This window comes from Bradyrhizobium sp. LeoB3 (genome assembly GCF_055456055.1).
The window spans coordinates 59500-80025 of the sequence record NZ_JBVBEF010000026.1; the positions used below are offsets into that span (position 1 = coordinate 59500).

20 protein-coding genes and 1 tRNA gene are annotated in these 20526 nt (G+C 63.7%); 8 read left to right on the top strand and 13 right to left on the bottom strand.

The window, feature by feature from the left end:
* Window positions 1-192: 192 nt before the first annotated feature.
* From ACZXDY_RS18820 to ACZXDY_RS18830, 3 genes are all read right to left on the bottom strand, one after another.
* A complete protein-coding gene (locus ACZXDY_RS18820; RefSeq protein WP_464346505.1) occupies window positions 193-996 on the bottom strand; it encodes an outer membrane lipoprotein carrier protein LolA in 804 nt (267 codons plus the stop codon).
* 151 nt (window positions 997-1147) lie between these two features.
* Window positions 1148-3619 (bottom strand): DNA translocase FtsK, encoded by a 2472-nt coding sequence (locus tag ACZXDY_RS18825; protein ID WP_130226312.1) that lies wholly within the window; start codon window positions 3617-3619, stop codon window positions 1148-1150.
* A gap of 20 nt (window positions 3620-3639) precedes the next feature.
* A complete protein-coding gene (locus ACZXDY_RS18830) occupies window positions 3640-4866 on the bottom strand; it encodes an aminotransferase class I/II-fold pyridoxal phosphate-dependent enzyme (RefSeq protein ID WP_464346506.1) in 1227 nt (408 codons plus the stop codon).
* 174 nt (window positions 4867-5040) lie between these two features.
* Between ACZXDY_RS18830 and ACZXDY_RS18835 the strand changes: the two genes are divergently transcribed.
* Both ACZXDY_RS18835 and ACZXDY_RS18840 read left to right on the top strand, forming a co-directional pair.
* A complete protein-coding gene (locus ACZXDY_RS18835) occupies window positions 5041-5277 on the top strand; it encodes an AbrB/MazE/SpoVT family DNA-binding domain-containing protein (protein ID WP_028164754.1) in 237 nt (78 codons plus the stop codon).
* Entirely contained in the window at window positions 5274-5684 is a 411-nt protein-coding gene (locus tag ACZXDY_RS18840; protein ID WP_456644686.1) for a type II toxin-antitoxin system VapC family toxin, read from the top strand. The genes ACZXDY_RS18835 and ACZXDY_RS18840 overlap by 4 nt, the downstream gene beginning before the upstream one ends.
* A gap of 191 nt (window positions 5685-5875) precedes the next feature.
* Here the strand turns inward: ACZXDY_RS18840 and ACZXDY_RS18845 are convergent, their stop codons facing one another.
* The 4 genes from ACZXDY_RS18845 to ACZXDY_RS18860 all read right to left on the bottom strand — a co-directional run bounded on the left by ACZXDY_RS18845 (window position 5876) and on the right by ACZXDY_RS18860 (window position 9729).
* Window positions 5876-7318, bottom strand: coding sequence for an ammonium transporter (locus tag ACZXDY_RS18845; RefSeq protein WP_464346507.1), 1443 nt, complete (start codon window positions 7316-7318; stop codon window positions 5876-5878).
* 38 nt (window positions 7319-7356) lie between these two features.
* A complete protein-coding gene (locus ACZXDY_RS18850) occupies window positions 7357-7695 on the bottom strand; it encodes a P-II family nitrogen regulator (protein ID WP_028164751.1) in 339 nt (112 codons plus the stop codon).
* A gap of 308 nt (window positions 7696-8003) precedes the next feature.
* Window positions 8004-9305, bottom strand: coding sequence for an ammonium transporter (locus ACZXDY_RS18855; protein ID WP_464346508.1), 1302 nt, complete (start codon window positions 9303-9305; stop codon window positions 8004-8006).
* A gap of 85 nt (window positions 9306-9390) precedes the next feature.
* Entirely contained in the window at window positions 9391-9729 is a 339-nt protein-coding gene (locus ACZXDY_RS18860; protein ID WP_464346509.1) for a P-II family nitrogen regulator, read from the bottom strand.
* A gap of 251 nt (window positions 9730-9980) precedes the next feature.
* Between ACZXDY_RS18860 and ACZXDY_RS18865 the strand changes: the two genes are divergently transcribed.
* On the top strand, window positions 9981-10868 hold the full coding sequence (locus tag ACZXDY_RS18865; RefSeq protein WP_464346510.1) for a DUF4339 domain-containing protein: 888 nt from the start codon (window positions 9981-9983) through the stop codon (window positions 10866-10868).
* A gap of 205 nt (window positions 10869-11073) precedes the next feature.
* Here the strand turns inward: ACZXDY_RS18865 and tesB are convergent, their stop codons facing one another.
* Complete coding sequence (gene tesB / locus ACZXDY_RS18870; RefSeq protein ID WP_464346511.1) at window positions 11074-11934, bottom strand: acyl-CoA thioesterase II; 861 nt, start codon at window positions 11932-11934, stop codon at window positions 11074-11076.
* 116 nt (window positions 11935-12050) lie between these two features.
* Here tesB and ACZXDY_RS18875 point away from each other — a divergent pair, with 116 nt between their 5' ends.
* Complete coding sequence (locus ACZXDY_RS18875; RefSeq protein WP_464346512.1) at window positions 12051-13271, top strand: ubiquinone biosynthesis hydroxylase; 1221 nt, start codon at window positions 12051-12053, stop codon at window positions 13269-13271.
* Between the two features lie 144 nt (window positions 13272-13415).
* Here ACZXDY_RS18875 and ACZXDY_RS18880 read toward each other — a convergent pair whose 3' ends face one another.
* Window positions 13416-13613, bottom strand: coding sequence for a Trm112 family protein (locus tag ACZXDY_RS18880; RefSeq protein ID WP_028165232.1), 198 nt, complete (start codon window positions 13611-13613; stop codon window positions 13416-13418).
* Window positions 13614-13654: 41 nt separating this feature from the next.
* On the bottom strand, window positions 13655-14191 hold the full coding sequence (locus ACZXDY_RS18885) for a TetR/AcrR family transcriptional regulator (protein WP_208823172.1): 537 nt from the start codon (window positions 14189-14191) through the stop codon (window positions 13655-13657).
* 78 nt (window positions 14192-14269) lie between these two features.
* On the opposite strand from ACZXDY_RS18885, the gene ACZXDY_RS18890 reads away from it, so the two are divergent.
* Window positions 14270-14620 carry a hypothetical protein gene (locus ACZXDY_RS18890; protein WP_464346513.1) on the top strand — a complete coding sequence of 117 codons (351 nt, stop codon included), beginning with the start codon at window positions 14270-14272 and terminating at the stop codon, window positions 14618-14620.
* Between the two features lie 144 nt (window positions 14621-14764).
* Here the strand turns inward: ACZXDY_RS18890 and ACZXDY_RS18895 are convergent, their stop codons facing one another.
* Together ACZXDY_RS18895 and trxA are read right to left on the bottom strand one after the other, a co-directional pair.
* Window positions 14765-15439 (bottom strand): LON peptidase substrate-binding domain-containing protein, encoded by a 675-nt coding sequence (locus ACZXDY_RS18895; protein WP_464346514.1) that lies wholly within the window; start codon window positions 15437-15439, stop codon window positions 14765-14767.
* Between the two features lie 33 nt (window positions 15440-15472).
* Complete coding sequence (gene trxA, locus ACZXDY_RS18900; RefSeq protein ID WP_464346515.1) at window positions 15473-16393, bottom strand: thioredoxin; 921 nt, start codon at window positions 16391-16393, stop codon at window positions 15473-15475.
* A 400-nt stretch (window positions 16394-16793) separates the two neighbouring features.
* Between trxA and ACZXDY_RS18905 the strand changes: the two genes are divergently transcribed.
* From ACZXDY_RS18905 to ACZXDY_RS18915, 3 genes are all read left to right on the top strand, one after another.
* Window positions 16794-16868, top strand: a tRNA-Gly gene (locus ACZXDY_RS18905).
* 444 nt (window positions 16869-17312) lie between these two features.
* Window positions 17313-18590 carry a PQQ-dependent sugar dehydrogenase gene (locus ACZXDY_RS18910; RefSeq protein WP_464346516.1) on the top strand — a complete coding sequence of 426 codons (1278 nt, stop codon included), beginning with the start codon at window positions 17313-17315 and terminating at the stop codon, window positions 18588-18590.
* 122 nt (window positions 18591-18712) lie between these two features.
* Window positions 18713-19291, top strand: a complete 579-nt coding sequence (locus ACZXDY_RS18915; protein ID WP_464346517.1) for a c-type cytochrome — start codon at window positions 18713-18715, stop codon at window positions 19289-19291.
* A gap of 151 nt (window positions 19292-19442) precedes the next feature.
* Here ACZXDY_RS18915 and panE read toward each other — a convergent pair whose 3' ends face one another.
* Entirely contained in the window at window positions 19443-20366 is a 924-nt protein-coding gene (gene panE / locus ACZXDY_RS18920) for a 2-dehydropantoate 2-reductase (protein WP_464346518.1), read from the bottom strand.
* Window positions 20367-20526 lie beyond the last annotated feature (160 nt).

Here is a 20526-nt window from a genome sequence, read left to right on the forward strand (position 1 = left end):
AGCATGGATTGCGGCTATGGAATCGATTGTCCACAGGGCCGTAGGATGGGTAGAGCGCAGCGAAACCCATCATTTTCCCGCGCGCCACGATGATGGGTTTCGCTTCGCTCTACCCATCCTACAAGCTACCTATGACCAGACGCATAGGGTGGGCAAAGCGAAGCGTGCCCACCCTACAATCCAGCGAACTCGCTACCCTGGCGGGGTCGCGTAGTTGGTAAAATCGATCTTGAACAGGCCCGGATCGATCTTCTTGGTGGAATCGAGATTGTAGACGGCGACGGTGGTGTCGTAGCCCTGCGGATCGGTGATGGTCCATTGCTTGAGCTGGCCGTCCTTGGCGCCGACCATCAGCATCAACCGGCTGGTGCCGATCAGCGCCTGCTTCTCCTCGATGATGATCGAGACGAAGACATCGTCGGCGGTGACGCTGATGACGTTGGTGTCCTTCATCAGGTCGATGCGGTCCGACAACAGATAGCGCAGCGGCGTCTGCGACAGCGGATAGATATCCTGCGTGGCGAGCTTGCGGTCGCGTACCGCGACCGAGGAGCCGTCGGCGACGATGTCGATCGGGCTTGGCGGCTCATATTCGAAGCGCACCTTGCCGGGCTTCTGGATATAGAAATCGCCCTTGGTCTTGGAGCCGTCGGGGCCGACCTGCACGAAACTGCCGGCGAGCGACTGCAGCGAGGAGAGATAGCTGCTGATCCTCGCGGCCTGCGCCTTCTGGTTGGCATCGAACGTCGTGAAGATGCTGGCGGGAACGTTGCGGCGAGGATCGGGGATGACAGGGGTCGGCGGCGTCTGTGTCGAGCCTGTCGTCGCGGGGCCTCTCTGTTCCTGCGCGCTCATCTGCGTGCCGTCGCGGCCCTTCGGCGCGGGCTTCGGCACCGGCACGTTCTGCGCCGATGAGGGCGCGGCGCCGGCGATCGACGTGGCGATCAGGATCGCCAATCCGGAATGGATGGCGCGATGGACGTGCTGTTTGGCCATTCGGTATTTCGGATTCTGATGCAACGCGTGTTCCGACTTTAGGGGCATGATCTTTTCGGAAAACCGGTGCCCACTTTTCCGGATCATGCCTGAGTTTACCGTGGGTAGTGCCGCGGGGATATCGCTTTTCCGTGAAATTCTCGGGGCAGGATCACATGCTGCCTTCTTCTTCGATCAGGACCTCGCGCTTGCCGGCATGATTGGCCTGGCCGACAACACCCTCGAGTTCCATCCGCTCCATCAATGAGGCGGCGCGGTTGTAGCCGATCTGCAGCCGCCGTTGAATATAGGATGTCGAGGCCTTGCGGTCGCGTTTCACGATCGCCACCGCCTGCGCATAGAGGTCGCCGCCGCCGCCGTCCCCGCCCATGCCGGTGGAGTCGAATACCGCGCCGTCCTCGTCGGTCGGCTCTTCGGCGGTAACGGCTTCCAGATACTCCGGCGCGCCCTGCGTCTTCAGGTGGCGCACCACCTTCTCGACTTCGTCGTCGGAGGCAAACGGGCCGTGCACGCGGCTGATGCGGCCGCCGCCGGCCATGTAGAGCATGTCGCCCTGCCCCAGCAGTTGCTCGGCGCCCATCTCGCCCAGGATCGTGCGGCTGTCGATCTTCGAGGTGACCTGGAAGGCGATGCGGGTCGGGAAGTTGGCCTTGATGGTGCCGGTGATGACGTCGACCGAAGGACGCTGCGTGGCGAGGATCACATGCAGGCCGGCGGCGCGCGCCATCTGCGCCAGGCGCTGCACCGCGCCTTCGATGTCCTTGCCGGCGACCATCATGAGGTCGGCCATCTCGTCGACGATGATGACGATGTAGGGCAACGGATCGAGGTCGAGCTTCTCCTCCTCGTAGATCGCCTTGCCGGTCTCCTTGTCGAAACCGGTGTGCACGGTGCGCGTCAGCTCTTCGCCCTTGCCCTTTGCCTCGACCAGGCGCGCATTGTAGCCGTCGATGTTGCGCACACCGAGCTTGGCCATCTTCTTGTAGCGCTCTTCCATCTCGCGCACGGCCCATTTCAGCGCGACCACCGCTTTCTTGGGATCGGTGACGACCGGCGTCAAAAGATGCGGGATGCCGTCATAGACGGAGAGTTCGAGCATCTTGGGATCGACCATGATCAGGCGGCACTGGTCGGGGCGCAGCCGATACACCAGGCTCAGGATCATGGTGTTGATCGCGACCGATTTGCCGGAGCCGGTGGTGCCGGCGATCAGCATATGCGGCGTGCGCGCGAGATCGATGATGACGGGCTCGCCGCCGATGCTCTTGCCGAGGCAGAGCGGCAGCTTTGCCACCGAGTCGATAGCTTCCTTGGCGACCAGGAGTTCGCGCAGGTAAACCTTTTCGCGATGCAGGTTCGGCAATTCGATGCCGATGGCGTTGCGGCCGGCGACGACGGCGACGCGGGCCGAGAGCGCGCTCATCGAGCGGGCGATGTCGTCGGCGAGGCCGATCACGCGCGACGACTTGATGCCGGGCGCGGGCTCGAGCTCGTACAGCGTCACGACCGGACCCGGATTGGCTTTGACGATCTCGCCGCGCACGCCGAAGTCCTGCAGCACGCCTTCGAGCGCGCGCGAATTGGCTTCGAGCTCAGCCTTGCTCTGCGGCTGGCGGTCGGCGGCCTTCGGCGCTGACAGCACCGAGACCGAGGGCAGCTCGAACTTGTCGGACGATTTCTTCTTCGCGCGCGGCTCGGCCTTCTTGCGCGGGGCGCGGGCGACGGGCGCCTCCTCGGCTTCTTCCTCCTCGTCTTGTTCCTCTTCCTCTTCGATCTCCTCGTCGAATTCCTCACTCGCCTCCGGCACCACGGACGGCGCGGCGCGGCCGCCGAGACTGGGCTCCTGCCGCTCGAACGCGGCTGCGCTGCGTTGTGGCGCGCTCGAGACCAGCGACCGATAGGCGGTGCCGAAGAGCCAGCCGAGCCGCGCCTTCGCGCTCATGACAGCGTGGAACAGCCAGCCGAGCGAGATCGAACTGCGGTCCTCCTCATCGTCTTCTTCGACGAACGGCTCGTCACGATCCTCGATCGCCGTCAGCTCTTCTTCGCTCTCCCTTGCGCCCCAGCCGCTCGCGAACAGGAAGCTCGCGGTCATCGCGACGAACAGGATGGTGCCGAGCACCAGGCGATAGATCATGCCGGCCGGGCCGAACACCACCGCCGGCGCGCGAACCAGCGCATCGCCGACCACGCCGCCGAGCCCGGTCGGCAATGGCCAGGCGCCATTATGCGGGAAGCAGCTCGCAAAGCCCGCGGCGATCACGGTGGTGAGGATCCAGCATGCCAGCCGCAGCGCCTCGCGGTCGAAGGCGCGATGCGTCAGCATGCGCCAGCCCCACACCGCGATGGGGAGGATCAGCATGATGGCGCCGAGGCCCAGGATCTGCATCAACAGATCGGCGCCGATCGCGCCGGGATAGCCGAGGATGTTGCGGATCGGGCGCGAGGTGGCGTGGCTGAGACTCGGGTCCTGCACCGACCACGTCATCAGCGCCGCGGCGGCGACGCCGGCAAGCGTGATCAGGCACAGCCCGCCGAATTCTCGCACCCGCCGCTCCAAGGCTTCGCGGATCGGGACCGGCAGATGGCCGACCAGGGGAATGACACGTTCGATCGCTGGCATACGCTTCCAAAGCCTTGCGATTAACTTAAGGTTTCGACCAGGCGGTGCAGCGCCTCGGCCGTTGATTCACTGTCGGAGACCAGCGCGAGCCGGATATAGCCCGCGCCCGGATTGGAGCCGTCGGCTTGCGGCCGCGCCAAATAGCTGCCCGGGATCACGCGCACGCCGGCATCGCGATAGAGTTTCACCGTCGCCGCCTCATCGCCGCCGCGCTCGGAGACGTCGAGCCAGACGCAGAAGCCGCCGGCCGGACGCTGATAGCCGTAGCGGCTGCCGAGGATCTGGTCGGCGAGATCGAACTTGATCCGGTAGAGCCTGCGGTTCTCCTCGACATGCGCCTCGTCGCTATAGGCGGCGACCGCGACATGCTGCAGCGGCACCGGCACTTGCGGCGCCGCCACGTTGCGGAGCTCGTGGAAGGCGGCGAGGAATCTCTCGTCACCGGCGGCAAAGCCGACGCGCATGCCCGGCAGGTTCGAACGCTTCGAGAGCGACTGGAACACGACCACATTGGTGAAGTCGGGGCCGGCATGTTCCAGCGCGCTGCCAGGTGCTTCCCTGGTGTAGATCTCCGAATAGCACTCGTCGCTCAGGATGATGAATCCGAAGCGGTCGGCGAGCGCCTTCAGACGCGCGAAATAATCGCGCGAGGCGACCGAGCCTTGCGGGTTTGCGGGCGAAGCGATGTAGAACGCCACCGTGCGCGCCAGCAGCGCGTCATCCAGCGCGTCGAGATCGGGCAGGAATCCGTTGGCCGGCGTGGTCGGCAGATAGACCTGCTCGCAGCCGGACGCGCGGGCGCCGGCGCCATAGGCCGGATAGAACGGGTTCGGCATCAAGATCGCCGGCGTCCCCGAGCGCGCGCCGACATAGCGGGCGGCGGTGATGGCGGCGAAGAACAGGCCCTCGCGGCTGCCGTTCAGCACCAGCACTTCGCTCTCGGGATCGACCGGCCGCGGCAGGTGGAACCGGGTCGACAGCCAGTTCGCCGCCGCGCGGCGGAACGGCTCGATACCCTTGGCGAGCGGATAGCGGCCGAACTCGGCGGTATGCTTGGCCAGCACCGGCCCGACAAAGGCAGGAACCGGGTGCTGCGGCTCGCCCAAGGACAGCGTAATCAATGGCTTGCCGGGTTGGTACGGTGCCAGCAGCTCGGCCGTGCGCGCAAACGGGGAACGTTCGGCCTGACCGGCCGGCATTACACTGCCGGCGTCTTGCGCCACGCCGGAGGGAGCGGTCATTGCCATGTCTAAACGCCAGCACTTTCAATGCGGTCGAGGGGAATCCAGCTCGACCGTAAATTGATCAAGTCACCATAGATACGGCGAGGTTAAGACGCGATTAACCATCGGTGTCGCTGGACAATTTGCGTGGTATTACCATATTTTCTCTGGGTATTACCGGGCAATTGGAGATCAGCGATGACAACGACTGTCACCCGCAAGGGCCAGGTGACAATCCCAAAGCCGCTTCGCGATTACCTGGGTATTGGTCCGGGCAGCCAAGTCAATATTCGCCGTAGCGACGACGGCAGCGTTCTGATCGAGAGAGCGGATGGACCGCGGCCGGCCAGCCGATTTGCCAAGGCGCGTGGCTCCGCGGGGCGGGGCATGACGACTGACGAACTGATGGCCCTTCTGCGTGATGAGCCGGAATGACCCTCGTCGATTCGAATGTCCTTCTCGACCTCGCGACCGACGACGAGAAATGGGCCGACTGGTCGCAGGTGCAGCTCGAACGGGCGGCATCGGCCGGGCCATTGTTCATCAACAACGTCATCTACGCAGAAGTCTCGATACGCTACGACAAGGTCGAGACCGTCGACGCCACACTCTGCGACTTGAAAATCGAGCTGGCAGAGATCCCGCGCGCCGCGCTCTTTCTTGCCGGCAAGGCCTATCTCCAATATCGCGCCGCCGGTGGCAGCCGCACAGGGGTACTATCTGATTTCTTCATCGGAGCCCATGCTGCGGTGGAGCAGCTGCCACTCTTGACCCGCGACGTGCGGCGCTATCGCACCTATTTTCCAACTGTCGCGCTGATTGCGCCGGAAGGCGAACGGTAGCACCTCGAGCAGCCCTGCCGCGTCGGCAGCCGTTAGAAGGCCGGCATGCCCTCTCCTTTCTTCGGGCCGCGGTCAAAAAGAAAGGGGCTCCAACTTGCGCTGGAGCCCCTCAACGGTCAGGGCATTGCCGGGTATGTGCCCGAACCGTAGTTCTGGGTGTGATCCCGGGAGAGATCACACCCCGGGAGAACTCACATGTTGTAGGCGCGCTCGGTGTGCTCGGTGATGTCGAGGCCCTCACGCTCGGTCTCGACGTTGGCGCGCAGGCCGACGATCACGTCGACGACCTTGTAGATGATCGCCGAACCAACGCCCGACCACACCAGCGTGGTGCAGACGCCCCAAATCTGCGAGGTCATCTGGGCGACGAAGTCGTAGTCGGCGATCTTGCCGGCGACGTAGTCCATGATGCCGGTGCCGCCGAGCGCCGGGTTCACCAGGATGCCGGTGCCGAGCGCGCCGACGATGCCGCCGATGCAGTGGACACCGAACACGTCGAGCGAGTCGTCGTAACCCAGCGCGTTCTTCACCACGGTGCAGAAGAACAGGCAGACCACGCCGACCACGAGGCCGAGCACGATCGCACCCATCGGACCGGAGAAGCCGCAGGCGGGCGTGACCGCCACCAGGCCCGCGACCGCGCCGGAGATGGCGCCGAGCACAGAGGGATGACCCTTGATGATCCACTCCGCGAACATCCAGGACAACGCCGCCGCCGCAGTCGCGACAAAGGAGTTGGTCATGGCGAGCGCGGCGCTGCCATTGGCTTCGAGGTTCGAACCGGCGTTGAAACCGAACCAGCCGACCCAGAGCAGCGAGGCGCCGACCATCGACATGGTCAGGGAGTGCGGAGCCATCAGCTCCTTGCCGTAACCGGTGCGCTTGCCGATCAGCAGCGCGCCGACGAGACCGGCGATGCCGGCATTGATGTGCACGACGGTGCCGCCGGCGAAGTCGATCGCGCCCTTCTTGAAGATCCAGCCGGCATCCGCGTTGATCTCGTCGAGCTTGGCCTGCGCCGCGGTCTTCGCCGCGCCATCAGCCGCAGCGGCCAGTGCCTTCGCCGCATCGGTGATCGCGTCCGGACCGGCCCAGTACCAGACCATGTGCGCGATCGGGAAGTAGATCAGGGTCACCCAGAGCGGGATGAACAGCGCAACCGCAGCGAACTTCATGCGCTCGGCAAACGCGCCGACGATCAGCGCGGGCGTGATCGCCGCGAAGGTCATCTGGAAGCAGATATAGACCAGCTCCGAGATGTTGGCGTCGACGCTGAACGTCGCCGCCTTGGAATCCGCGTTGATCCCGGCCAGGAAGGCCTTCGAGAAACCGCCGATGAAATCCGAGCCGCCGGTGAAGGCGAGGCTGTAGCCATAGATCGCCCAGATCACGACGACGATGCAGACGCTGTAGAACACCTGCATCAGCACCGAGAGCATGTTCTTGGTGCGGACCAGGCCGCCATAGAACAGCGCGAGCCCCGGGATCGTCATCAACAGCACCAGCACCGTCGAGGTCAGCATCCAGGCGTTGTCGCCCTTGTTGACGGTCGGCTCGGCATAGGCGGCGGTCGCAGCGAACAAGCCGAATGCGAGTGCCGCCAATCCCGCGCCATGGGGACGTTTGAACGTCATGTTATTCTACTCCTGAATTGTAAGGTTTGAGCGCGAAATCAGAGGGCCGCGGCATCGGCCTCGCCGGTGCGGATGCGCACCGCGTGGTCGAGGTTGATGACGAAGATCTTGCCGTCGCCGATCTGGCCCGTCTTTGCCGCCGATGTGATGGCGTCGATGGTCTTGTCGACCTGGTCGGCCGCAACTGCGACCTCGATCTTGATCTTGGGTAGGAAGCTCACGGCGTATTCAGCGCCGCGATAGATCTCAGTGTGGCCCTTCTGACGCCCGTAACCCTTGACTTCCGTCACCGTGAGACCGTGAACGCCAATGGCGGTCAGGGCGTCGCGGACTTCTTCCAGCTTGAATGGCTTAATAATCGCCATAACAATTTTCATGTGTCCTATCCCCGCTTGGGCCCGGTGCGAACGAACCGGGTGTTTTTCGACTGAGATCCACCACGCGGAGAAAATTCACGACGCGGTCACAGCCGCAGGCGTTAGAATCAAATGCCGTGCCAGATCGACGGCACCGCCTAACGGATTATGAATCCGCCCGTTTTCGCGTTTGACGGGAATTGGTCGGACCTGCGCTATTCCGTCGCGCTCAAAACGTAATCAATATTGCCCGATTCATGGGCACGCCAGAGTCTGGACATAATCCTGCCCAGCACGGTGGCAAATATTAGGTAATATGGTAGTGGAAACTACTGAAGCGCCTCGCTGTGCTGCGAAATATCCAGGCCTTCCAGCTCCTGCTGCAGCGACACCCGGAGCGGGACGAATACGCTGACCAGCTTCAGCAGCACGAAGGTGATGCCGCCGCACCACACCAGCGTCACGGCGACGCCGGCCAGTTGGATCAGCAGTTGCTGCGGACGGCCCTCGAGCAGGCCGGCCGTGCCGCCGATGGCGCTGGTGGCGAACACGCCCGCGAGCAAGGTTCCGACCATGCCGCCGATGCCGTGGACGCCGAACACGTCGAGTGAATCATCATACTTGAAGCGGAGCTTCAGCCATGTGCAGGCCCAGAAGCACACGAAGCCCGCGATGATGCCGATGATGACCGCGTGCCATGGTTCGACGAAGCCCGAGGCCGGCGTGATGGTGCCGAGCCCTGCGACCGCGCCCGAGATCATGCCGAGCACCGACGGCTTGCGTCGCGTCGCCCATTCGATCGCGCCCCAGGTCAGCGCGCCCGCGCAGGCGGAAAGATGCGTGGCGATGATCGCCATCACCGCGCGCGAACTCACGGTCAGTGCCGATCCGCCATTGAAGCCGAACCAGCCGACCCAAAGCAGCCCGGTGCCGATCACTGCGAGCGACAGGTCGAACGGCGACAGGTTCTCGCTGCCATAGCCGTGGCGCCGCCCCAACACTTGCGCGGCGACCAGTCCGCTGATGCCGGCCGAAAGATGCACCACCAGCCCGCCGGCGAAATCCAGCACGCCGAGACTGGCGAGAAAGCCGCCGCCCCACACCCAATGTGCGAGCGGAATATAGGCGAAGATGAACCAGCCGACGGAGAACCAGAGATAGGCCGAGAAGCGCATGCGATCGGCGACCGAGCCTGCCACCAGCGCCACGGTGATGATCGCAAACGTCATCTGGTACAGCATGAACAGCGCTTCCGGGATCGTCTTCGCCGCCGGATTGACGCCGTCCATGGTCATGCCGGCGAGGAACCAGCGGTCGAGCGTGCCGATCCACGGTCCATCACCGACGAAGGTGAGCGAGTAGCCGAACATCGCCCAGAGGACCGAGATGATCGCGACGGCCGCCAGGCTCTGCGCCATCGTCGCAAGCACATTCTTCTTGCGCACCATGCCGGAATAGAACAGCGCAAGCCCCGGGATCGTCATCATCAGCACCAGCGCGGTGGCAACGATCATCAAGGCGGTATCGGCGGCGTTGATGGCCGAGGTCTCGGCATGCGCCGGCGTCGCCGACAACAGCGTCGCAAGACCAAGCGGCGCGATCAGCGGCGCGGCGCGAGAGGATGCCCCCATGGTGTTTCCCCGGCAGAAATGAAATGAGTCTGGTTGATGCAACCGGCGGCGTTGTCGGTCGCTCTCGCAGAGAGGTTTGGCGACCTTAGAGCGCGTCGCTGTCGGTTTCGCCGGTGCGGATCCGCAGCGCGTGATCGATCGGCGTGACAAAGATCTTGCCATCCCCGATCTGGCCGGTGCGCGCCTTTGCCGTGATGACTTCGACCGCCTTGTCGGCGACGTCGGATGCGACCGCGATCTCGATGCGCAATTTCGGCAGGAAGTTCACGACATACTCTGCGCCGCGGTAGATCTCGGTGTGCCCCTTCTGCCGGCCATAACCTTTGATTTCAGTGACGGTCATGCCGTGGACGCCGATCTCGGTCAGCGCCTGGCGAACCTCGTCCAGCTTGAAGGGTTTGATGATGGCGACGACAAGTTTCATGGCTAGCGGCCCGCATTTTCCTTAAGCACGGCCATCCTTGCTCTTTGGATGACCTTCGATCGCGGGCCAATCTGGCATCTTTCTGAGCAAATGGCACAAAAAAGTTGCAGGTTCAGGGGGAAAACATTGGCAGACCCTGACCTCGCTCCCTGTACAGGGGGCATGATCGTCCGTCACAATGCGGCTTTCCTGCCTCGCCAGTTGTTCTACTCGCGTCCGTTCCCAAGAATCGTGTTTTCCAAGGAAATGCCATGGCCGATCGATCCTGGTTTTATGCATCCGAGGGCGAGCAAAAGGGCCCGTTTCCCGAATTCCAGCTCCGTGATCTCATCATGCGGGGCACCGTCGGGCCGGATACGCTGGTCTGGACCGAGGGGATGGCCGGTTGGCAGAAGGCGCGCGAGATTCCCGGACTGATTTCGGATCCTTCCAGTTCGGCGATGCCCTCGCAGGCGGGCGGGCCGCCGATCGTCACTGCGGCCGGCTATGCGGGTGGGACGGTCTCGGCCGATCTGCCGATCTGGGAGCTGTTTGGGCGCAGTCTGTGGTTCGCCATTGGCCAGCTCCTGGTGGTCCCGGCGCCGTGGTCCGCCACCGGTTTTTATCGCTGGATCATCCCGCACATCAACGTCCCCGGCCGGCCGAATCTCGGTTTCACGGGACAGGTCGGTGACATCTGGTACGTGTTCGTCGCGATCGGGCTCTTGAGCTATACGGGCTGGACCGAGAGCACGACAGTCGAGCTGCTTGCGCCGCTGCTGCAGGCGGCGCTCGGATGGGTGGTGATCCGCTGGATCGCCAGCCATCTCACGTCAAACGGACAGCAGCTCCCGATCGCCTTCAACGGCAGCATCATCGCCTATATCGGGTGGTACCTGTTGTTGGCGATCTCCTTCATCACCATCATCGGCTGGGCGTGGGTGACCACGGCGTGGATGAGGTGGATGTGCCGCAATATCGAGGGCACGCGCCGAGAAATCATCTTCAAGGCGTCAGGCCTCGAGATGCTTTGGCGAACGGTCCTGTTCGCAATCGGCTGCCTATTGCTGATTCCAATCCCGTGGGCGTTGCGCTGGTATGCGAACTGGTACCTGTCGCAATTCGCGCTGGTCGAGCGCAGTACGCTGGCGAATGCTTAGAGCAGGGCAAGACGACCTCGAGTTAGTTTCGCGTCGGAGGCACCTCACCTCTCCCCGTCGGGGAGAGGTCGGCGCGTAGCGCCGGGTGAGGGGCCGCAGCTCCCACGAGAGAGCGTGACCCCTCACCCGCGCCTCCGGCGCGACCTCTCCCGATGGGAGAGGTGGGGCATCGCAACCTTCGCCGCTATCCCAGCTTTACCGCACGCTACCTGCGTTCGCGCACCGAACCTTCCTGTGCCACTGACGCCACCAGCGTGCCGTCGGGCTTGAAGATCATGCCGCGCGTCAAGCCGCGGCCGCCTTGTGCGCTCGGCGAATCCTGCGCGTAGAGCAGCCATTCATCGGCGCGGAACGGGCGGTGAAACCACATCGCGTGATCGAGGCTTGCCGGCATCATGCGCTTGTCGAACAGCGTGCGGCCGTAGCGCGCCATCACCGCATCGAGCAGCGAGAAGTCGGAGGCATAAGCGAGCGCGCACAGATGCAGCGCCGGGTCGTCTGGCAGCTTCGCCGCCGTGCGGATCCAGACATGGATGCGGCCTTCGTCGATCTTCTGGCCGAAATAGCGGCCGAGCTCGACCGGGCGCAGCTCGATCGGCCGATCGGATTCATAATAGCGGCGGATGAAGTCCGGCATTTCGCGGAACATCGGCTGCTTCGACACTTCCTCCGCGGTGAGCTTTTCCGGCGGCGGCACGTCCGGCATCTTCTCCTGGTGATCGAAGGCGCCCTGCTCCTCGGCATGGAACGACACCATGATCGAGAAGATGGCATTGCCGTGCTGGATCGCGGTGACGCGGCGGGTCGAATAGCTCTTGCCGTCGCGCAGCCGCTCGACCTGGTAGATGATCGGGACCTGGGGATCGCCCGGCAGGATGAAATAGCAATGGATCGAATGCGGCAGGCGGCCCTCGACCGTGCGGCAGGCTGCAACCATCGCCTGGCCAATCACCTGCCCGCCGAACACCCGCTGCCAGCTCGTTTTCGGGCTGTTGCCGCGGAACAGATTCACCTCGAGCGGTTCGAGATCCAGGATGGAAAGCAGGTCAATCAGGCTTTTTGACATGGATGGCCTTCCATTTTGTTGCGCGGCATTAAGTACCTTGTTTGGTGCCACTGTTTCGCCCAGCTATTATCAGGTAGCAAGCATACTCTGAGGGCATGAGCGCGTAAGGGACTTGCATGTCGGCACAACGAGGCATTGTCATTTGCGGCGGCGCTTTTGCGGGCTTGGCGCTGGCGCTGGCGCTGCGGCAGGGGCTTGGGACCGAAATCCCCGTCATCGTGGTCGATCCGGCGCTCGGGCAGCGCCCAAGCCGCGATCCGCGGGCGACCGCGATCGTCGCCGCCTGCCGCCGGCTGTTCGAGGCGATCGGCATCTGGGCCGAGATCGCCGACACGACGCAGCCGATCCTCGACATGGTTGTCACCGATTCGCGGCTCGACGATGCGACGCGGCCGGTGTTCCTGACCTTTGCCGGCGATGTCGAGCCCGGCGAGCCGTTTGCGCATATGGTCGAGAACAGGCTGCTGATCGACGTGCTGGTGGCGCACGCCGAGGCCGCAGGCATCGACCTGCGCGCGACCGCGGTTTCGACCTATGAGGCCAATGCCGATCTCGTCAGCGTGACGCTCGCGGATGGCAGTGCGATCGAAGCGAGCTTGCTGGTCGCCGCCGATGGCGCCCGTTCGAAGCTGCGCGAGCGCGCCGGCATCGTCACCCATGGCTGGGACTACGATCAGTCCGGCATCGTCGTCACCGTGGGCCATGAGCGCGATCACCAGGGCCGCGCCGAAGAGCATTTCCTGCCCGCGGGTCCATTCGCAATCCTGCCGCTGAAGGGAAAACGCTCCTCGCTGGTGTGGACCGAGAACCGGAAGGAAGCGTCCCGCATCGTCGGCTTGAGCGAGGCCGAATTCCACGACGAGCTGGAGCGGCGCTTTGGTTTGCATCTTGGTGAGGTCAAGGCGCTCGACAAGCCGCGCGCGTTTCCGCTCGGCTATTTCGTTGCGCGCTCCTTCATCGCCGAGCGGGTGGCGCTGGTCGGCGACGCCGCGCATCTGATCCACCCCATCGCAGGCCAAGGGCTCAATATGGGCCTGAAGGATGTCGCGGCATTGGCGGAAGTGGTGGTCGATGCGGCGCGGCTCGGCATCGATCTCGGCCAAGCCGATGTGCTCGAGCGCTACCAGCGCTGGCGCCGCTTCGACACCATGGCGATGGGAGTTGCGACCAATTCGCTGAACTTCCTGTTCTCCAACGAATCGACGCTGCTCAGGACCGTGCGCGACGTCGGGCTTGGCGTCGTCGACCGCCTGCCGCCACTGAAGAGCTTGTTCATCCGTCAGGCGGCGGGGCTGTCGGGCGAAGTGCCGCGGCTGTTGAAGGGCGAGGCGCTGTAGCTGCGCGACCTCAGTCGCCGTCGTCCCGGCCTTGAGCCGGGACCCATAGCCACAGGGAGGTGTTGTGGCACAAACAAGCGGTTGCAGCGGAGCACGCCACATACGCCTGTGGTTATGGGTCCCTGCTTTCGCAGGGACGACGAACTACTCGATCTTGCGCGCTTCTTCCGGCAGCATGATCGGGATGCCGTCGCGGATCGGATAAGCGAGCTTTGCGGAGCGCGAGATCAATTCCTGGCGAGCCGCGTCGAACTCCAGCGGGCCCTTGGTGATCGGACAGACCAGGATTTCCAGGAGTTTTGGATCGGCGGTGCTTTCGAGATGATCGGTCGGGGAGTTCATGATGGTCTTCCAGCTTGACGGCTCGTCTTTATCACATTCGATCAGCGAGCCGCCATCCGCAAAAGCTCGTCGACGACCGCCTGCTGTCTTGCTTTCGGCAGCGGCTGCTCCGTCAGCGCGTGGCCGAGGAATGCCCAATAAAGAATTTGCGCGCGGGCGCGGGCGACGTCCTCGGTGAGACCCGCCCGCTTCAGGAGGCCTTCGACATAGCCGAGCCGCCGCTGGTCGATCGCCTGCACGGCGGCGCGCGCTGAAGCGTCGACGCTCGCCCAGCTTCGCACCGCATTTTCCAGCGCCGGCTTTTCGGAAAACACCCGTCGCAGCAGCACGGCGAGTGCGTCGGAACCTGTCGCTGCCGCCTCGACATCGACGATGATCCGCTCCGCAGCGATCTCGCGCCAATGTTTCAGGATGGCGGCGTGATAGGCGGCGATGTCGGCAAAGTGCCAGTAGAAGCTGCCGCGGGAGACGCCCATCTCCTTTGCCAGGGGGTCGGCCTTCAGCGCGGTGAAGCCGCGTCTTGCCAGCGCTTTCAGGCCCTGGTCGAGCCAGTCCTTGGCGGAAAGCTGATCGGTCATGCGGCCCACCATACACCAGTGTATTGACAGGCGCCAATGCACGCGCGATAACCATACACTCCTGTATGGAGGCGAACGATGCGCGATATCCTGCTGCAATGTTCCGGCCTCGCCGCGATCGCGGCGGCGCTGATCCACGGTTACCTCGGCGAGTTCAAGGTGTTTCCGAAAATGACGATCGAACCGGCGCGGCTGCGCACGCTGATCCGCCTGGTCTGGCAGGCCGGCACGGTGGCGTGGATCGGCGGCGGCGTGCTCTTGCTCGCCGCGCCCTGGATGGCCTCGGAGGTGGCGCGGCACTGGATCGTCGTCACCCTGGCCTGCGTGTTCGCTTTCGCGGCCCTCGCCAATGCGATTGCTACGCGCGGCCGGCATTTCGGCTGGATGGCGCTCACCGCCGTGGTGGCGATGGCGGTCGCGGGGTATTAGCCCGACACGCCGTCATTCCGGGGCACGCGCAGCGTGAACCCGGAATCCATCGCGCCGCATGAGCAGGCGGAGAAATGGATTCCGGGTTCGTCCTTCGGACGCCCCGGAATGACGGCGGAGGAGAACGACGGGACGGGCGGAAAATCACTGCAGCGGCGGATCGCCGCTGGTGCGCTTCTTGGCGAGATCCATCTCGGTCACCGCGATCAGGATTTCGGCGCGGGTCTTGAGGTCAGGCGCTTCCAGCATCGCCTGCTTCTCCGCCGGGCCATAGGGCGACATCATTGCGAGCGCGTTGACCAGCGCCTCGTTGGGCGCGGCTTCGATGCCGGCCCAGTCGACCTTCAAATTGTTGGCCTTGAGGAAGTCTGTCAGCACCGAGAGCAGCGCTTCGCGGTCGACGTCCTCCTCGCCCTTGCGCGCGACGAAATCATCCGAGAAGGAGAAGAAGTCGACCTTGCACTGGCGGTACGCGGTCAGGACGTTGAGCTCCTCCACCACCTTGAAGCGCGCCACACCGGTGAGTTCGAGGATATAGCGGCCGTCGCCGGATTCGGCGAGCTGGGTGATGCGGCCGACGCAGCCGACGCGGAACAACGCCGGCTTCTCCTCATTGTGCGAATGCGTCACGTCGGGCTGGATCATGCCGATCAGCCGATGGCCGTCGCGGAAGGAGTCGTCGACCATCGCAAGATAGCGCGGCTCGAAGATGTTGAGCGGCATCTGGCCGCGCGGCAACAATAGCGCGCCGGCAAGCGGAAAGACCGGGATTACCTCGGGAAGCTCGGCCGGGCCCCGATATTCGGCATTGATCGGCATCTGTGGCCCCGGTGTTATGCGCGCGCGCTCTAGCTAAGAGAACAGGATCGTCGACAGCCGCTTTCGTCCCTCGACGGTCGCTTCATCCGCTCCGCCCCACGCTTCGAAGAACTGGACGAGCTGCTTGCGCGCGCCGTCGTCGTTCCACTTGCGATCGCGCCTGACGATCTCCAGGAGCTGGTTGGTCGCCTCGCTGCGCTTGCCCATCGCGTTCAGCGCGGTGGCAAGATCGAACCGCGCCTGATGATCGAGCGGATTTGCGGCGACTTTCTGTTCCAGTTCGCCGATCGGACCGACCGACTCGGCCTGCTCGGCAAGGTCGATCGCGGCCTGCACGGCCTTGACGGCCGGATCGTTGCGCTTGGACTCCGGCACCATGCCGAGCGTCTGCTTGGCCTGGTCGATCGCGCCTGTCGTGACATAACATTTGGCGAGACCGGCGAGTGCGGCGATATTGGTGGCGTCGATGCCGAGCACCTCGGCATAGATCTGCGCCGCGGCCGCGGCGTCGCCTTCGGCGAGCACGGCGTCGGCCTCTTTCAGGATTTCCGCGATGTTCGGCTCGCCCGCAGCCGGGACGCCCTTGGCGAGCCGCTCGATGAAGGCGTTGACCTGGCTCTCCGGGATCGCGCCCATGAAGCCGTCGGCCGGCTGGCCGTTGACGAAGGCGATAACGGCCGGGATCGACTGGATGCCCATCTGACCGGGGATCGACGGATGCTCGTCGATGTTCATCTTGACGAGCTTGACCCGGCCCTTGGCGTTGGTCACCACCTTTTCCAGGATCGGGGTGAGCTGGCGGCACGGGCCACACCAGGGCGCCCAGAAATCGATCAGCACCGGCTGGCGCTTCGACTCCTCGATGACGTCCTTGACGAACGTCTGGGTGGTCGTTTCCTTGATCAGATCGCCTGCCTGCGGCGCCGGACCGCCGCCCTGCTCAACTATCGTCACGATATCCTCGCCTGATGTCCCGAGATTGGCGCCTGTTCTAGCACGGCCGGAACTGAACACCCGTCAGCTAAATGGCGGTTTCGCGTCAAATTTCAATCGGCAGGCGCCCTGCTCGTTCCGCCGCAGGCCGGTCGTGCAGGGGCGCGACCAAATGCGGCCGGAGTTTGCAGGGCTGCTTGAGGCGAATCGGCCGTGGCGGCCTGAGGTCGGGAAAAGCGGGTTCCCAGGCGAAAAACGCGGCGAGCCGCCACCGAAACGCTCCTCGCCGCGTTGCTTTTGGGCCCCTCGTCCCCATTTCTGGTCAAATGAGGCGATTTAGCCGCCTTCGGGCCTGTTGCATTCGCGGTCCGCTTTTGGCATAGCTCTGCCGTTGCCGGCGAGCGATCGTCGTCATCAGGATGCGGGTGTAGCTCAGTGGTAGAGCACGACCTTGCCAAGGTCGGGGTCGAGGGTTCGAGCCCCTTCGCCCGCTCCAATTTCCCATCCGGCGGACCGGCTTTTACTTGTAGCCCCGCGCCCGTGCCGTGCGCGGTTGCCTTCCCTCCGATTGACGAAGCGAGCCCGTGCTAAGACCTCTCCGGCGAGAGGCGCGACCCGGCTTGATGGCTGCTCAATCATTCATCCGATGATTGATTTCTCTGGCCAATCGAAATTGTCGGCGGTGACGCTGCGAGAGGCGTTAGCTTCAAGCGAATATTGCGGCGCAATGACATCGCTGATGCTTCGCAGGAAAACAGCGTAAGCGAACCTCTCAACTTGTCTTGACCCCGCTCGAATGCGGCGTTCATCGCCTGCGCTTCTCTCGCGCGGGGGATGTGCTAACATTTTCCGCTCGGGCCTATCTCTCGCAGGCCACCACGATCGTCTCGTTAGAATCAATAAAGAGCCAGCGGTCCGGCTGGATTAGGGGAGTAACGCGATGCAATCGGTTTTCAATCGTTCCATTCTTGCGCTTGCCACCATCGCCCTCGTGGCGGGGACTGGCTTTGCCAATGCACAACAGCAGCAGGACAAGGGCAGGGAGCTGAAGAAATACGAATCCGGCACCAAGGAATTCTGGACCCATCCGCCGGATGACTGGTTCCTGGGCGATGAGACCGAAGCGCAAAAGGGCCTCGCCCCGCCATCGGGACCGCCGACCGGCGCCTCCGACTCCGAGCTGGCGGCGCTCGTCAAGAAGATCAAGCTGCCGCAGGGCTTCAAGATCGAGGTCTATGCATCGAACGTGCTCGCCGCGCGGCAGATGGCCTGGGGCGACAAGGGCACGCTGTTCGTCGGCTCGTTCGGGCTCGGTAACGTCTACGCGATCAAGGACAACAACGGCAAGAAAGAGGTCAAGACAATCCTCAAGGGGCTGAACATGCCCACCGGTCTCGCCTTCCGCGACGGCGCGCTCTACGTGATCGCGGTCGACAAGCTGATCCGCTACGACAATGCGGAAGCCAATCTGGACAATCTCGGCCAGGGCAAGGTGGTCTATGACGACATGCCCTCCTATGCCGCGCATGGCTGGAAATATATCGCTGTCGACAAGGACGGCTGGTTCTACATTCCGTTCGGACCACCCTTCAACATCGGCATCCCCCCGACCAGCCTCTCGCAGATCCGCCGTGTCGATCCCAAGACCGGCAACGCGGAAATCTGGGCGCTCGGGGTGCGCAACAGCGTCGGCGGCGATGTCGATCCGCGCACCGGCCGCTACTGGTTCACGGAGAACGCGCGCGACTGGATCAGCGACGATCTGCCGAGTGACAAGCTCAACATGATCTCGAGGATCGGCGAGCATTTCGGCTATCCCTATTGCCATCAGGGTGACCTGCCCGATCCGAAATTCGCGATGGGGCATAAATGCTCGGAGTTCACGCCGCCCGTGCTCAACTTAGGGGCCCATGTCGCGCCGCTCGGCATGAAATTCTACACCGGCAACCAATTCCCGGCGGACTACAAGAACAACATCTTGATCGCCGAGCATGGCTCCTGGAACAGGCACAAGTACCAGGGCGCGCGCATCGTGCGCGTGATCGTCGGTCCCGACGGCAAGAACGCCAAGCAGGAAGTGTTCGCGTCGGGCTGGATCGAAGGCGACCAGAATTATCTCGGCCGCCCTGCTGACATCATCCTCGACAAGGACGGCTCGATCCTCGTTGCGGATGATTGGGCCGGTGCGATCTATCGCATCAGCTACAGCAAGAAATGAGACTGTGACCAACGGGGGCTGCGGCGGCCGGACGGCGGCTGCAGCCTGCAATTCTTGTTGCGAATCGATCCAATCGTCATGCGCGGGCTCGACCCGGGCAATGACGAGTGAGAGGAATGAAAATGCGGATTGTATTGGCCGCAACACTGTTAGCAGTGACTGCCTGCGCAATTCCCGCCCGCGCCGCCGATGTCGCGGCCGGCAAGGAGAAGGCCGAGATGTGCGTCTCATGCCACGGCGAGAACGGCATTTCGCAGATCGAGAACATCCCCTCGCTCGCCGGCCAGCCGGATCAGTTCATCCAGTGGCAGCTCGTGTTCTTCCGCGCCGGCACCCGCAAGAACGAGCTGATGCAGCCGATCGTCGAGCAGCTCAACAATGACGACATCCGCAATCTCGGCGCCTATTTCTCATCGCTGCCGCCGCCGAAGGGCCCGAAGGACGACGATCCTGATCTGTCGGAAAAGGGCAAGCAGGCCGCCGCCGGCCGCCGCTGCGCGTCATGCCATACCGACAGCTATGCCGGCAACAAGGCGGTGGCGCGCATCGCCGGCCAGCGCGAGGATTATCTCGTCAAGGCGCTGCACGACTACAAGTCCAGCGCGCGCTCCGGCGGCGGCATGGCCGCGATGGCCGAGGTCGCCTATCCCTTGAGCGACGAAGAGATCACCGCGCTGGCGCACTATCTCGCGCATCTTTGATCTCGCTCCGATGTCGTCCCGGGCTTGACCCGGGACCCATAACCACAGGCCGTTGTTGTGTGCTCCGCTGCAACCGCTTGCTCGCGCCACAACACTTCCCGTTGGTTATGGGTCCCTGCTTTCGCAGGGACGACGGCGAGCGCGCGCGGGCTTAAGCGCTAGCCCGCTGCAATTCATACGCCTTGAGGTGCGTATAGGCCGTGCGCAGCTTGGGCACGGGAATCTTGGCGGCGTCGGCGCGGGCGACGAGATCGCCGATCACGTGATCGGCTTCGACCGGCAAGCCGGCCTTGATGTCGCGGAACATCGAGGCGGTCATCGGCGAGCCCGCGGCGGTCAGCATGCCCTTGACGCGCTCGAAGAACGGTCCACCCGGCGCATAGCCTTCAGCGGCCGCTACCGCGCTGCACTCGTCGAGGATGCCGAGCAGGAAATCCTTGCCGCCAGGCGCCGCCAGGATGTTGCCGACGGAAGTGCGCATCAGGCTGGTGGAAGCCGCGAGCGAAGCCAGGAACACCCACTTTTCCCACATGTCCTGCATCACATGATCGCTGGCGGTGGCGCCGTTGATGGCGGAAAACACCTCCGCGATCGCGCGCACGCGGTCCGACATCTTGCCGTCGCGTTCGCCGAAGGTCAGCGACTGCATCGGCTGAAGCTGCACCACCTCGCGTGCTTCATTGAGCGTCGCCGCAATCGCGCAGAGACCGCCGAGCACATGCTCGGCGCCGAATTTCTTGTCGAGCGCATTGAGGTGCAGCATGCCGTTGAGCAGCGGGATGATCGCGGTGTTCGGCCCGACCGCCGGCGCGAACGACTTGATGGCGTCCTCCAGGTCGAATGCCTTGCAGCTCAATAGCACGACGTCGAATGTCTCGTTCAATTTGTCCGCCTGCACCGTCGGCGGATTCTTCAATGTCACATCGCCGTTCGGGCTCTTGATCACGAGGCCTGCGGCGGCGAGTTCGGATGCGCGCCTGGGGCGGACCAGGAATGTGACGTCACGGCCGGCCTGCAGCAGCCGCCCACCGAAATATCCGCCGATCGCACCGGCGCCGACGACGAGAACGCGCATGGGATGATTCCTTGTTGTTGTTGCTTGAGAGGTGGACGGGCGAACGGACTGTCAAATAGGGAAACGACCCTCCTGCCCTTCGGTCTTTCTCCTTGGCCCCTATTGTGGCGCGATCCGCGCGGCCCGTCTACTATATGATGATCATCATCATATAGGGATG